General features: G+C 69.6%; 11 protein-coding genes. 7 read left to right on the forward strand and 4 right to left on the reverse strand.

The window, feature by feature from the left end; genetic code table 11:
- The first annotated feature begins 68 nt into the window (after nt 1-68).
- Entirely contained in the window at nt 69-1,610 is a 1,542-nt protein-coding gene (gene pdxR, locus K2W61_RS25660) for a MocR-like pyridoxine biosynthesis transcription factor PdxR (RefSeq protein WP_175131750.1), read from the forward strand.
- 76 nt (nt 1,611-1,686) lie between these two features.
- Here the strand turns inward: pdxR and K2W61_RS25665 are convergent, their stop codons facing one another.
- Nucleotides 1,687-2,319, reverse strand: coding sequence for a LysE family translocator (locus tag K2W61_RS25665; protein WP_175141119.1), 633 nt, complete (start codon nt 2,317-2,319; stop codon nt 1,687-1,689).
- A 241-nt stretch (nt 2,320-2,560) separates the two neighbouring features.
- On the opposite strand from K2W61_RS25665, the gene K2W61_RS25670 reads away from it, so the two are divergent.
- A complete protein-coding gene (locus K2W61_RS25670; protein WP_236756810.1) occupies nt 2,561-3,394 on the forward strand; it encodes a DUF72 domain-containing protein in 834 nt (277 codons plus the stop codon).
- Between the two features lie 51 nt (nt 3,395-3,445).
- Here K2W61_RS25670 and gorA read toward each other — a convergent pair whose 3' ends face one another.
- Complete coding sequence (gene gorA / locus K2W61_RS25675) at nt 3,446-4,804, reverse strand: glutathione-disulfide reductase (protein WP_175131747.1); 1,359 nt, start codon at nt 4,802-4,804, stop codon at nt 3,446-3,448.
- A 211-nt stretch (nt 4,805-5,015) separates the two neighbouring features.
- Here gorA and K2W61_RS25680 point away from each other — a divergent pair, with 211 nt between their 5' ends.
- Complete coding sequence (locus tag K2W61_RS25680; protein ID WP_175131746.1) at nt 5,016-5,639, forward strand: LysE family translocator; 624 nt, start codon at nt 5,016-5,018, stop codon at nt 5,637-5,639.
- 70 nt (nt 5,640-5,709) lie between these two features.
- On the opposite strand, the gene aceE is transcribed toward K2W61_RS25680, so the two are convergent.
- Nucleotides 5,710-8,370 (reverse strand): pyruvate dehydrogenase (acetyl-transferring), homodimeric type, encoded by a 2,661-nt coding sequence (gene aceE / locus K2W61_RS25685; RefSeq protein WP_236756811.1) that lies wholly within the window; start codon nt 8,368-8,370, stop codon nt 5,710-5,712.
- A gap of 260 nt (nt 8,371-8,630) precedes the next feature.
- Here aceE and K2W61_RS25690 point away from each other — a divergent pair, with 260 nt between their 5' ends.
- Together K2W61_RS25690 and K2W61_RS25695 are read left to right on the forward strand one after the other, a co-directional pair.
- Nucleotides 8,631-9,086 (forward strand): MarR family winged helix-turn-helix transcriptional regulator, encoded by a 456-nt coding sequence (locus tag K2W61_RS25690; RefSeq protein WP_175131744.1) that lies wholly within the window; start codon nt 8,631-8,633, stop codon nt 9,084-9,086.
- A gap of 22 nt (nt 9,087-9,108) precedes the next feature.
- Nucleotides 9,109-9,810, forward strand: a complete 702-nt coding sequence (locus K2W61_RS25695; protein ID WP_236756812.1) for an aspartate/glutamate racemase family protein — start codon at nt 9,109-9,111, stop codon at nt 9,808-9,810.
- A 10-nt stretch (nt 9,811-9,820) separates the two neighbouring features.
- Here K2W61_RS25695 and K2W61_RS25700 read toward each other — a convergent pair whose 3' ends face one another.
- Nucleotides 9,821-10,531 carry a Crp/Fnr family transcriptional regulator gene (locus tag K2W61_RS25700; RefSeq protein ID WP_175141117.1) on the reverse strand — a complete coding sequence of 237 codons (711 nt, stop codon included), beginning with the start codon at nt 10,529-10,531 and terminating at the stop codon, nt 9,821-9,823.
- A 195-nt stretch (nt 10,532-10,726) separates the two neighbouring features.
- Here K2W61_RS25700 and K2W61_RS25705 point away from each other — a divergent pair, with 195 nt between their 5' ends.
- Together K2W61_RS25705 and K2W61_RS25710 are read left to right on the forward strand one after the other, a co-directional pair.
- Entirely contained in the window at nt 10,727-12,364 is a 1,638-nt protein-coding gene (locus tag K2W61_RS25705; RefSeq protein WP_236756813.1) for an acyl-CoA synthetase, read from the forward strand.
- Between the two features lie 37 nt (nt 12,365-12,401).
- Nucleotides 12,402-14,171, forward strand: coding sequence for an acyl-CoA dehydrogenase (locus K2W61_RS25710; RefSeq protein ID WP_236756814.1), 1,770 nt, complete (start codon nt 12,402-12,404; stop codon nt 14,169-14,171).
- Nucleotides 14,172-14,316: the final 145 nt, after the last annotated feature.

Below are 14,316 nucleotides of genomic sequence, written 5' to 3' on the forward strand. Positions count from 1 at the left end.
CGCCGCCACGGGCGGACGCGCGCCAGGGCTTTTTGACTGGCATGCTGTCACGATAGCCAAACCGTGGCATGATAAAAAGCACCACGATAGCTAAATTTAATAGAGCCATGACCGATCGCATCGCCCTGCTCTCCAGCCCCCTGGCGCGCGGGCCGGGCGCCCTGCCGCGCCAGCGCCAGCTGATCCAGCGGCTCAAGCAGGCCATATTGGCCGGCCAGTTGCCCGCGGGCGGCAAGCTGCCGGCCTCGCGCGTGCTGGCCGACGAACTGGACATCTCGCGCAACACGGTGCTGATCGCCTACGAGCAGCTGACCGCCGAAGGCTATGTCGTCGCCGACCGCCAGGGCACCCGCGTGGCGCCGCTCTCGGCCGCCGCCGCCAGCGCCGCGAAACAGGCCGGCCAGCAAGCCGCCGAACAGGCCGCCGGGCTGGCCAGCTCCCCCCGCGCGCCGGCCCTGCGCACCGCCACGCGGCTGTCGCGCATCGTGTCGACGCGCGCGCCCAACGACGGCGCGCTGCCTCTCACGCCCGGCACGCCGGCGTTGACGCAGTTCCCCCTCAACGCGTGGCGCCGGGCCCAGGACCGGGCGCTGCAGGCCGCTCCGGCCGCCACCCTGGGCTATGGCCCGCCCGTGGGCGAACCGGCGCTGCGCGAAGCCATCGCCCAGTACCTGCGGGTGTCGCGCGGGGTCAACTGCGATGCCTCGCGCATCGTCATCACCGAAGGCGCGCAGGGCGCGCTGGCGCTGTGCGTGCAACTGCTGACCAACCCGGGCGACACCGCCTGGCTGGAGGAACCCGGCTACCGGGGCGCCAAGTCGGCCTTCCACGCGGGCGACCTGAACGTCGTGGCGATGCGGGTCGACGCCGACGGCCTGACCATCGGCGAAGACGACTGGCGCACCCGGCCGCCGCGCCTGATCCAGACCACGCCGACGCATCAGTACCCGACCGGCGCGGTGCTGTCTTTGGCGCGCCGGCTCGACCTGCTGGAACGGGCGCGCCGCGCCGGCGCCTGGATCATCGAGGACGACTACGACAGCGAATTCCGCCACCAGGGCGAGCCCATCGCCGCGATGCAGGGCCTGCTGCCGGACGCGCCGGTGCTGTACGTGGGCACGTTCAGCAAGACCATGTTCCCCGCGCTGCGGCTGGGCTTTCTGGTGCTGCCACAGGCCATCGCCGGGCCGGCCATGCCGTCGATCACGGAAATGCTGCGCGGCGGACACCGGCTGGAGCAACTGACCATGGCCGCCTTCATCGACAATGGCCAGTTCTCGCGCCACCTGGGCCGCATGCGGCGGCTGTACCGCGACCGCCAGGCGGCCCTGCGCGACGCACTGGCGCGGCACCTGGGCGTCGACCACGAAGTGCTGGGCGGCCACAGCGGCCTGCACCTGACCGTGCGGCTGCCGCCGGACGTGCCGGACCGCGTCGTGGTCGAGCACGCACGGCGGCTGGGCATGAACCCCAACGCGCTGTCCAGCTTCGCCATCACCCCGCGGCCGCAGGACAATGGCCTGGTGATCGGCTATGGCAACACCAGCGCCGACCGTTTCCCGGCGCTGATCCGGCAATTGGGCAAGCTGGCCGCGGCCCTGCGGACCTGAGCCGCGGCCGGAGGCGTCACCGGCACGATCCGCGGCCGACGGCGCGCGCCAGGGCGCGGCGGCGCAACGCCCCGCTTCAACGGCGCGAGTCCAGCGCCATGCGCACGGCCAGCGCGGCCAGCACCGTGCCCATCAGCCAGCGCTGAATCGCGATCCACAGCGGCCGGCGGCCCAGGAAGCCGGCGATGGACCCGGCCATGATGGCGATGACGGCATTGACCGACAGGCTGATGGCGACCTGTGTCAGTCCCAGCGCAAGCGACTGCGTGAACACGCTGCCGTGCTCGGGCTGGATGAACTGCGGCAGCAGCGACACGTACAGCACGGCGATCTTGGGATTGAGCAAATTGGTCAGCAGCCCCATCATGAACAGCGTGCGCGGACGGCTGGCCGGCAGTTCGCGCACCTGGAACGGCGAGCGGCCGCCCGGGCGCACCGCCTGCCAGGCCAGGTACATCAGGTATAGCGCGCCGCCAAAGCGCAGCGCGTCGTAGGCGTAGGGCACCGACATCAGCAGCACCGTCAGGCCGAAGGCCGCGCACAGCACGTAGAAGATGAATCCGACCGCCACGCCGGACAGCGAGATCAGGCCGGCCTTGGGCCCTTGCGAGATCGAGCGCGACACCAGGTAGATCATGTTGGGCCCCGGCGTGAGCACCATGCCCAGCGCGACCAGGGCGAACGTCAGGAGATGGGTGATATCAGGCATGATGCGCCGGCGCCCGCCGGCCGGTAGTGGGAGATGACTTGGCACATTATCCGAAATCTGTATCGGTACAGCGGGATTTCTTCGGGGCGGCACAGCGGGTCGGGCGCGGCGGATGCGGGCCGGCCGGGCGAGGCCCCGATACAACAATCGCCCCGCATTTAAATGTGGCCGGATGGGAGCGGCGCGCCGGCCGGGATACAGTGGTCGGGTCGCGCCGCCAGCCCCGGGAGGACCCACCCCCATGCCGCCCCGATCGTCATCCCCGCCCGCCGCCCCTCGCGCCGGCGCCATCCGTATCGGCATCGGCGGCTGGACCTACGCGCCCTGGCGCGGTCCCTTCTATCCCGACGGCCTGCCGCAAGCGCGTGAACTCGAATACGCCAGCCGCCAGCTCGGCGCCATCGAGGTCAACGGCACCTACTACAGCAGCCAGAAACCGGCCACCTTCGCCAAATGGCGCGACGAGACGCCTGACGATTTCGTGTTCTCGCTCAAGGCCTTGCGCTACGCCACCAACCGGCGCGAGCTGGCCGGCGCCGGCGAATCCGTGCGCCGCTTCGTGCATGGCGGCATCGCCGAACTGGGTTCCAAGCTAGGACCGATCGTGTGGCAGTTCGCGCCCACCAAGGTGTTCGACGCCGACGACTTCGGCGCCTTCCTGGCGCTGCTGCCGGACCAGGTCGACGGCCTGCCGCTGCGCCACGTGATGGACGTGCGCCACGCCAGCTTCGCCTGCGAGCCCTACCTGGCGCTGGCGCGGCGCCATGGCGTGGCCACGGTCTACACCGACAGCGAGGACTTCCCGTCGCTGGCCGACCGCACGGCCGATTTCGTCTATGCCCGGCTGATGCGGGCCAGCACCGCCTTCAAGGCCGGTTATGCGCCCAAGGTGCTGGACGCGTGGGCCGGGCGCCTGCGCGCCTGGGCGCAGGGCGGCGATCCGGCCGACCTGCCACGGGTCGACCCGCGCAAGCCGGCCGGCGCGCCCCATCCGCGCGATGTGTTTGCGTTCTTCATCAATGGCGCCAAGGAACGCGCGCCGGCGGCGGCGCGCGCCATGATCGAGCGGCTGTAGCCGGCCCGGCGTGCCAGCGCCAAGGGCCGGCACGCAAAGCCGGCGCCGGCCTCAGTCCGCGACCGGCGTGCGCAGCGTCACGAACTCTTCGGCCGCGGTCGGGTGGATGCCGATGGTGTCGTCGAACACGCGCTTGGTGGCGCCGGCCTTGAGCGCGATGGCGATGCCCTGCACGATCTCGCCAGCATCCGGGCCGACCATGTGCACGCCCAGCACCTTGTCGGTGTCGGCATCGACGATCAGCTTCATCAGGGTCTTTTCCTGCGACTCGGTCAGCGTCAGCTTCATGGGGCGGAAGCGGCTTTCGAACAGCTTGACCGTGTGGCCGGCGGCGCGCGCCTCTTCGGTGGTCATGCCGACGGTGCCGATGTTGGGCAGGCTGAACACGGCGGTGGGGATCAGCTTGTAGTCGACCTTGCGGTATTCCTCGGGACGGAACAGGCGGCGCGCCACCGCCATGCCCTCGGCCAGCGCCACCGGCGTCAGCGGCACGCGGCCGATGACGTCGCCGATCGCCAGGATCGACGGTTCGCTGGTGCGGTATTCGTCGTCCACCGCGATGAAGCCCTTGTCGTCGAGCGTGACGCCGGTGTTCTCCAGGCCCAGGTTGTCCAGCATCGGCCGGCGGCCGGTGGCGTAGAACACGCAATCGGTCTCGATCACGCTGCCATCCTTGAGCGTGGCGGCCAGGGTGCCATCGGCGCGCTTGTCGATGCGCGCCACGTCGGCGTCGAACTTCAGGTCGATGCCCTTCTTGACCAGTTCGTCGCGCAGGTGCTCGCGCACCGCCTGGTCGAAGCCGCGCAGGAACAGCGGGCCGCGATAGACCTGGGTGGTCTGCGCGCCCATGCCGTTGAAGATGGACGCGAACTCGACCGCGATGTAGCCGCCGCCCACCACCAGCACGCGGCGCGGCAGCGTCTTCAGGAAAAAGGCCTCGTTCGAGGTGATGGCGTGTTCCTTACCCGGGATGTCCGGCACCTGCGGCCAGCCGCCGGTGGCCACCAGGATGTGGCCGGCGGTGTAGGTCTTGCCGTCGACCTCGACAGTGTGCGGGTCCTTGATGCGGGCGTGGGCTTCCAGCAGCGTCACGCCGCTATTGACCAGCAGATTGCGGTAAATGCCGTTAAGACGCTCGATCTCGCGGTTTTTGTTGGCGATCAGCGTGGGCCAGTCGAAGCTGGGTTGGCCAGCGCTCCAGCCGAAGCCGTGGGCCTGCTCGAAGTCTTCGCTGTAGTGGGCGCCGTAGACCAGCAGCTTCTTGGGCACGCAGCCCACGTTGACGCAAGTGCCGCCCAGGTAGCGGCTTTCGGCCACCGCCACGCGGGCGCCGAAACCGGCCGCGAAACGGGCCGCGCGCACGCCGCCGGAGCCCGCGCCGATCACAAACAGGTCGAAATCGAATGCCATGGTGTTTCCTTCGCCGTCCCGCTGCCGGGACGCGTTCACTGTCGGGAGAAGCGCTATTTTGCACCAGCGCGCCCGCGCGCGCCGGCTCGAGCCTGACGCGCCAGGCCGGGCCGCCCGGCCCGACCGCCGGCAAGTGGCAGGAACGGGCGCCCTTGGGCTACAGTGACAGCCAGGGGCGCACTGGCCGCCCGCCTTTCACGGAGTCCGATCCATGTCGCTCGAAACCTGGCTGGCTTTCGTCGGCGCATCCGCCCTGCTGCTGATGCTGCCCGGCCCCACCATCCTGACCGTCATCAGCTACTCCCTCACCCATGGCAGGCGCGCGCGCCTGCCGCTGGTGCTGGCGGTGGCGCTGGGCGATTCCACCGCCCTGGCGCTGTCGCTGCTGGGCCTGGGCGCGCTGCTGGCGGCCTCGGCATTCTGGTTCACGGTGGTCAAGACCATCGGCGGCCTGTACCTGCTGTACCTGGGTTTCAAGCTGCTGCGCGCTGGCGTATCGCCCGCCGCCCTGCCCCAGGCCGGCGCGGCCGGTTCGCGCTGGAAGCTGTTCGCCAACACCTATCTGGTGACGGCGCTCAACCCCAAGGGCATCATTTTCTTCGTCGCCTTCCTGCCGCAGTTCCTCGATCCGGCCGGCGACGTGACGCGCCAGTTGTGGACGCTGTCGGCCACCTTCGTGACCTGCGCGGGCATCAACGCCGCCGCCTACGCGCTGTTCGCCGGCTCGGCGAGGCGCCTGCTGGCATCGCCGCGCGCACAGCGCGGCTTCAACCTGGGCGGCGGCACACTGCTGTCGGCCGCAGGCGTCTGGGCGCTGCTGGCGCGCCGCGCCTGACCCCTGGCGCGCCGCGCCCCCGCGGCTTGCCGGCGCCGGCGCGGGGGGCCCCTTCCTGGCGCCCGGCCCCTCAAGGCAAGGCCGCCGACAAGGCCTCCGGGTCCAGCCCGTAGCGCCGGATCGCCTCGGCCGCCCGCGCCGCCGGCAACACCCCGTCGTCCGCCAGCGCCTTGAGCGTGGCCAGCACAATGTGATGCCGGTCCACCTCGAAAAACGCCCGCAGCGCCTGACGCGTGTCTGAGCGGCCGAAGCCGTCAGTGCCCAGCGTCACGTAGCGGCGCCCCACGAATGGGCGGATCTGCTCGGCCACCGTCTTCATGTAGTCGGTGGCCGCCACCACCGGGCCCCGGGTATCGGCCAGGGCGGTCTCGACGAACCCCAGGCGCGCCGCATCCCGCGGATGCAGGCGATTCCAGCGCTCGATCTCCTGGCCGTCGCGGCGCAATTCCGAGTAGCTGGTGACGCTCCAGACGTCGGCCGCCACGCCGAAGTCCTGTTGCAGCAGATCAGCGGCGGCCAGCGTCTCGCCCAGGATGGCGCCGCTGCCCAGCAGTTGCGCGCGCACTTCGCCCGCTCCCCCCTCGCGCAGGCGGTACATGCCCTTCAGGATGCCGGCCTCCGCGCCTTGCGGCATCGGCGGATGGGCGGTCTTCTCGTTGATCAGCGTCAGGTAGTAGAAGATGTCTTCCTCCTGCTGGTACATGCGGCGCAGGCCGTCCTGCACGATCACCGCGATCTCGTAGGCGTAGGCCGGATCGTAGGCGATGCAGCACGGGATCACCGAGGCCAGCACGTGGCTGTGGCCGTCGTCGTGCTGCAGGCCCTCGCCCTCCAGCGTGGTGCGGCCCGAGGTCGCGCCCAGCAGGAAGCCGCGCGCGCGGATGTCGCCCGCCGCCCAGGCCAGGTCGCCGACGCGCTGGAAGCCGAACATCGAATAAAAGATGTAGAACGGGATCGTGGCCACCCCATGCGTGCTGTAGGCGGTGGCGGCGGCGATCCAGGATGCCATCGCGCCCGACTCGTTGATGCCTTCCTGCAGGATCTGCCCGCGCCGGTCCTCGCGGTAGACGCTGAGCTGGTCGGCGTCCTGCGGCGTATAGAGCTGGCCCACGTGCGAATAGATGCCGACCTGGCGGAACATGCCATCCATGCCGAAGGTGCGCGATTCATCGGGCACGATGGGCACCACGCGCGCGCCGATCTGCGGGTCCTTGAGCAGTTGCGCCAGGATGCGCACGAACGCCATGGTGGTGGAGAATTCGCGGCCGTCGCTGCCCTTCAGATGCGCGGCGAAGGCGGCCAGGTCCGGCGTGGCCTGCGGGCCGGGGCCGGCCGGACGCCGCGGCAGGTGACCGCCGGCGCGCCGGGTGGCCGCCTCCAGGTAAACCTGTTCGGGCGTGCCGGGTTCCGGTTTGATGTACGGGATCTCCGCCAGGCGCTCGTCCGGCACCGGGATGCCGAAGCGGTCGCGGAACGCCCGCACTGCCGGATCGGCCATTTTCTTCTGCTGGTGGTTGGTGTTGGCGGCCTCGCCGGCCGCGCCCATGCCGTAGCCCTTGACCGTCTTGGCCAGGATCACGGTGGGCTGGCCGCGATGCGCCAGCGCCGCGGCGTAGGCCGCGTGCATCTTGACCGGATCATGGCCGCCACGGTTGAGCGCGCCGATCTCGTCATCGCTCAGATGCGCCACGCGTTGCAGCAATACCGGGTCGGCGCCGAAGAAATGCTCGCGCACATAAGCGCCGCCGCGCGCCTTGAACACCTGGTATTCACCGTCCACGCATTGCATCATGCGCCGCCGCAGGCGGCCGTCGTGATCCTGCGCCAGCAGCGCGTCCCAGCCGCCGCCCCAGATCACCTTGATGACGTTCCAGCCGGCGCCGCGGTAGACGCTTTCGAGTTCCTGGATGATCTTGGCATTGCCGCGCACCGGGCCATCCAGGCGCTGCAGGTTGCAATTGACCACGAAGATCAGGTTGTCGAGCTTTTCGCGGCCGGCCATGGCGACCGCCGCCAGCGTCTCGGGCTGGTCCTGCTCGCCGTCGCCCAGGAAGCCCCAGACGCGCCGGTCCTGCGCCGCGATCAGGCCGCGGTCTTCCAGGTAGCGCATGTAGCGCGCCTGGTAGGCCGCCATCAGCGGGCCCAGGCCCATCGATACGGTCGGGAACTGCCAGAACCCGGGCATGGTGCGCGGATGCGGATATGACGCCAGCCCGCCCCCGCCGATCTCGCGGCGAAAGCGGTCGAGTTCGTCCTCGGACAGGCGTCCTTCCAGGTAGGCGCGGGCGTAGATGCCGGGCGCCGAGTGGCCCTGGATGTAGAGCATGTCGCCCAGGAAATCCGGGGTGGCGGCGCGGAAGAAATGGCGGTAGCCGGTTTCGTACAGGGTGGTGGCCGAGGCGTAGGTGGCGATGTGTCCGCCCACGCCCGAATGCTTGCCGGCGCGCAGCACCATGGCCATGGCGTTCCAGCGCAGGTAGGCGTCCAGCCGCGCTTCGATCGCGGGGTCGCCGGGAAACGGCGCCTGCGCCGGCAGGCCGATGGTGTTGACGTAGGGCGTGACGCTGGCCGCGGCGTAGCCGCCGCTGCGGGCGCGGTCCTGCTCGAGCAGGCGGTCCAGCAGATAGTGCGTGCGCGGCAGGCCTTCGTGCGCCAGCACTGCCTGCATCGCGTCCAGCCATTCGCTGGTTTCTTCGGGGTCGATGTCGACGCCGTCGATCTCGGGTTCCATGGGCATCCTCCTTGTGGTGCGCAAGCGGCGCCCGGACACGAACGGCCGGCGCCGTCTTTTCACATCGTGAATTGCATTTGCATAATGTGCAATTGCAATCGTATTGAGGTTTTTGAACAATTGCAAGTGCAACTATTCCAAGGCGCTCGCCACGGCGGCCACGGGCCCGCGTCCCGCTAGCGGCCGGCCTGCTGCCCGCACGCCGGCCCCGGGCCTCTACAATCCGGAACAACGAAATCTCTGGAAAAGGAAGCGACCGCATGGCCACGGGAAAGCCCGACGCGTGGAGCCTCTTGCTGACCGCGCATGCGCTGGTGGTGGAAGAAATCGAAAAACGACTGGCTGCCGCCAGCCTGCCGCCGCTGGCGTGGTACGACGCGCTGTGGGCGCTGGAACGCGCGCCGCAAGGCACCGCGCGCATGTTCGAGATCGCCGAGCGCATGGTCATCGCGCGCTACAACCTGACGCGCCTGATGGACCGCATCGAGGCCGCCGGGCTGGTCGAGCGCTTCCGTTCGGACGAGGACCGCCGCGCCACCTACGCCCGCATCACGCCGGACGGCCTGGCGCTGCGCCGCAAGATGTGGAAGGTGTATGGCCCGGCCATCGACGAACTGTTCCTGTCGCAGCTGCCGCCGGCGCAGCAGGACGCCATGGCCGAGCAGTTCCGCCAGATCGCCCGCCACGTGCGGGCCTTGTCCAGACCCGCCGCCTGACCCGGCCGCCATGGAGCCCCGCATGCCCGCTCGTTCCCCCCTGCATATCGGCATCGTCGCCTGCTCGGCCGAAGGCGCCGCGCTCTGCTACCGCACGATCTGCGCCGAAGGCGCGCAGCGCCTGGGGCCGCACGCGCACCCCGAAGTGTCGCTGCACGGCCTGTCGCTGGCGGACTACGTGACGTGCCTGGAACGCAATGATCCGGCTGGCGTGGGCGCGCTGATGCTGGCATCCGCCGGCAAGCTGGCGCGCGCCGGCGCGGACTTCCTGATCTGCCCCGACAACACCATCCACCAGGCGCTGGGCCACGTGCTGCCCCATTCGCCGCTGCCCTGGCTGCACATCGCCGAACAGGTCGCCGCCGAAGCCGCCGCGCGCGGCCTGCGCCGCATCGGCATCCTGGGCACGCGCTGGCTGGTCGACAGTCCGGTCTACCCCGACAAGCTGCAAGCGCGCGGCCTGGACTACGTGCGCCCCGCGCCGGCCGATCGCGACCTGCTGGCGCGCATCATCATGGACGAACTGGTCTACGGCGTCTTCAAGCCCGAATCGGTGGCCTTGCTGCAAGGCGTGGTGACGCGGCTGCGCGAGGCCGGCTGCGATGCCGTGGTGCTGGGCTGCACCGAACTGCCGCTGGTGCTGAACGACGCCAATTGCGCCCTGCCGACGCTGGACTCGACCCGTATCCTGGCGCGCGCCGCCCTGGACCGCGCCCTGGCCTGACGCCGCGCCTTCAGAGCTGGTCCAGCCCGTACCGGCGCAGGCGTTCCAGGTCCAGCACCTTGATCTGGTTGTACGACAGCGCCAGCACGCCCTGGTCGGCCAGCGTCTGCAGCGCCTGGTTGACGCGCTGGCGCGACAGGCCGGTCAGGTAGCCGAGTTCCTCCTGGGAAATCGCCAGCGTCAGGTCGGTGGACGGATACAGCTGCGGGTTGAACAACTGCGCCAGCGACTGCGCCACGCGCGCATCGGCATCCAGCAGGCGATGGTTCTGGATCGAAGCGATGAACTCGCCCATGCGGTCATTCAATTGCCCGATGACAAAGTGCGAGAACGGCAGGCTGGCCGCCAGCAGCGCATGAAAGGTGGCGGCCGGCACCCGCAGCACCAGCGACGGCTGGATCGCCACCACGTCGTACTTGCGCAATTCGCGCTTGATGACGCTGCCCTCGCCGAACCAGCCGCCCGGCGGCACCCCGGAAAAGGTGCAACTGCGTCCCGATTCGTTGTAGATCGCCAGCTTCAGCAGGCCGCTGTGCACGCCCAGCCAGTAGTCAGACGGCGCGTTGCGGCGCGCGATCCAGGCGCCGCTGGCGACGTGCTCGCCCCGCGCCGTGGCCAGTACCAGCTCCTGGTGCGGCGCCTCCAGCGCGTTGAACCAGGCGCAGCCGCGCAACAGCGCGGACAGCTCGGTCCGGGAAACGTCGTTTGAAACATCGGACATGGAAAGAACCGTGTAAAACTGTGGATTGGGCGCGCGGAATAAGGTCTGTCATGCAGGCGACAGACACCATTTTCCGGCGGCCGATAAGCTCTAGCAAGCAGCGGGATTCCGGCTACAGATCATCCCCGGCGATCCAGATCAAGTTTCCCGCAAAAAAGCATATCCGGGCGCCCCCGCGCCCCACAGGAGACAAGCATGAGCAGCATGTTCGACCACGGCCTGGCGCGCCGTGACGCCAACTACGAGCCCCTGACCCCGGTCGACTTCATCGCCCGCGCCGCGCAGGTCTACGGCAACCGCCTGGCCGTGGTGCACGGCGCCGTGCGCCGCACCTGGGCCCAGACCTACGAACGCGCGCAACGCCTGGCCGGCGCCCTGGCCGCCGCCGGCATCCAACGCGGCGACACGGTGGCGGTGATGCTGCCGAACATCCCCGCCATGGTCGAGGCGCATTTCGGCGTGCCGATGCTGGGCGCCGTGCTCAACACCCTCAACACCCGCCTGGACACGCCCAGCGTGCTGTTCATGCTGGGCCACGGCGAGGCCCGCGCGCTCATCGTCGACACCGAATACGCCGAACTCGCGCAGCGCGCCCGCGCCGAATTCCCGCACCTGGTGGTGATCTCGGTGCACGACCTGGACGGCACGCCCGCCACCCTGCCCGGCGCCACCGACTACGAAGCCTTCCTGGCCGCCGCGCCCGCGAGGTTCGACTGGCGCCCGCCGGCCGACGAATGGGACGCGATCGCGCTGAACTACACCTCGGGCACTACCGGCGATCCCAAGGGCGTGGTCTACCATTACCGTGGCGCCTATCTCAACGCCGTCAGCAACATCCTTGAATGGGACATGCCCAAGCACCCGGTCTATCTGTGGACCCTGCCGCTGTTCCACTGCAACGGCTGGTGTTTCGCCTGGACCGTGGCCGCGCGCGCCGGCGTCAACGTCTGCCTGCGCAAGTTCGATCCCAAGACCGTGTTCGACCTGATCCGCGCCGAGGGCGTCACCCACTACTGCGGCGCGCCCATCGTGCAGAGCGCGCTGGCCAACGCCCCGGCCGACATGCGCGCCGGCATCCGCCACACCGTGCGCACCATGGTGGCCGGCGCCGCGCCGGCGCCGGCGGTGATCGCCAAGATGAAGGAAATCGGCTTCGAACTGACCCACGTCTACGGCCTGACCGAGGTCTACGGCCCGGCCGCCGTGTGCGCCCCGCAGGAAGCCTGGAATGACCTGGAAGACGAACAGCGCGCCCTGCTGACCGCGCGCCAGGGCGTGCGCTACCACCTGCAGGCCGGCGTCTCGGTGCGCAACCCCGACACCATGCAGGAAGTGCCGGCCGACGAGCAGACCGTGGGCGAGATCATGTTCCGCGGCAACATCTGCATGAAGGGCTACCTGAAGAACGAACGCGCCACCGACGAGGCCTTCGGCGGCGGCTGGTTCCACACCGGCGACCTGGGCGTGATGACGCCCGACGGCTACATCCGCATCAAGGACCGCAGCAAGGACATCATCATCTCGGGCGGCGAGAACATCTCCAGCATCGAGGTCGAGGACGCCCTGTACCGCCATCCGGCCGTGGCCGCCGTGGCGGTGGTGGCCATGCCCGACCCGAAATGGGGCGAGACGCCGTGCGCCTTCGTCGAGCTCAAGCCCGGCTGCAGCGCCACCGCCGAAGAAATCATCGCCCACTGCAAGCTGCTGCTGCCCGGCTTCAAGGTGCCGCGCGCGGTGCGCTTCGGCGAACTGCCCAAGACCTCGACCGGCAAGATCCAGAAATTCGAGCTGCGCGCGGCGGTGGGTTCCACCCGCGCCATCGACGCCACCTGATTCCCTCCCTATCCAGACTCCCCGGAGCTCCGACGCCATGACGTACCAAGCCCCCGTGAAAGACATGCTGTTCGTGCTGAACCATCTTGCCGGCCTGCCGCGGGTGGCGGCGCTGCCGCAGTATGCCGAAGCCACGCCCGACACCGCCCAGGCGGTGCTGGAGGAAGCCGCCACCTTCGCCGCCGACGTGCTGGCGCCGCTGAACCATCCCGCCGACCGCGAGCCCAGCGCCTGGCATGACGGCGCGGTGACCACCTCGCCCGGCTTCAGGCAGGCCTTCCGCCAATACGCCGAGGCCGGCTGGCAGGGCATGACGCATCCGACCGAATACGGCGGCCAGGGCCTGCCCGGCCTCTTGGGCGCGCCCTGCTCCGAAATGCTCAACGCCGCCAACCTGTCGTTCGCGCTGTGTCCGCTGCTGACCAACGGCGCCGTCGAGGCGCTGCTGACCGCCGGCTCGCCCGAATTGCGCGACCGCTACATCGGCCCGATGCTGTCGGGCCAGTGGACCGGCACCATGAACCTGACCGAGCCGCAGGCCGGTTCCGACCTGGCCCTGCTGCGCACCCGCGCGCAGCCGGTCGGCGACGGCACCTACCGCATCTCGGGCACCAAGATCTTCATCACCTACGGCGAACACGACCTGGCCGAGAACATCATCCACCTGGTGCTGGCGCGGCTGCCCGATGCGCCCGAAGGCGTCAAAGGCATCTCGCTGTTCCTGGTGCCCAAGTTCCTGGTCAACGACGACGGCTCGCTGGGCGCGCGCAACGACGTCACCTGCGTGTCGATCGAGCACAAGCTGGGCATCAAGGCCAGCCCCACCGCGACGCTGCAGTTCGGCGACGCGGGCGGCGCCATCGGCTACCTGGTGGGCCAGGAAAACCGTGGCCTGGACGCCATGTTCATCATGATGAACGCGGCCCGCTTCGCCGTCGGCGTGCAGGGCATCGCGGTGGCGGACCGCGCCTACCAGCACGCGCTGGCCTACGCCGCCGAGCGCGTGCAGAGCCGCCCGGTGGACGGCTCCTCGCGCAACGCCGTGGCCATCATCCAGCACCCGGACGTGCGCCGCATGCTGGGCACCATGCGCGCCCTGACCGAAGCCGGCCGCGCGCTGGCCTACTACACCGCCGGCCACGCCGACCTGGCCCACGCCAGCGCCGACCCGGCCGAACGCGCCCGCCACCTGGCGGTGCAGGAATTCCTGGTGCCGATCGTCAAGGGCTGGTGCACCGAGGCCGCCATCGACGTCGCCAGCCTGGGCGTGCAGGTGCACGGCGGCATGGGCTTCATCGAGGAAACCGGCGCCGCCCAGTACTACCGCGACGCCCGCATCCTCACCATCTACGAGGGCACCACCGCGATCCAGGCCAACGACCTGGTCGGCCGCAAGACGCTGCGCGACGGCGGCGCGGTGGCGCAGGCGCTGATCGAAGAAATCCGCCAGACCGAAGAAGCGCTGCAGGCGCGCAGCGAGGCGGCTGCCCGCCTGGTGCTGACACCGCTGCGCGAGGGCCGCCTGGCGCTGGCCAATACGGTCGACTTCGTGGTGGCCAACGCCGCCGCCCATCCCAACGCGGTGTTCGGCTCGGCCGTGCCCTACCTGCTGCTGGCGGGCACGGTGCTGGCCGGCTGGCAGATGGCGCGCGCGCTGCTGGTGTCGCTGGACCGCCAGGACGAGGACCCGGCCTTCCACCAGGCCAAGATCGCCACGGCCCAGACCTACGCCCTGCACAAGCTGACCCAGGCGCCCGGCCTGGCGGCGGTGGTGGCCGGCTCGATCGAGTACGCCGTGCAGCCCTGACGCCGCGCGGCGCTGCCACCGAACCCGGAAAGACCGCTGCGGCGGTCTTTTTCCTTGGTGCGCGGCGCCATTAAGCATATAACCAGAATGAATAATGAAAAGGATAAAACATATCTAAAATTACTAAGCGGATGTGGGAAACCCG

The organism is Achromobacter pulmonis, assembly GCF_021733725.1.
Lineage (GTDB): Bacteria > Pseudomonadota > Gammaproteobacteria > Burkholderiales > Burkholderiaceae_B > Achromobacter > Achromobacter pulmonis.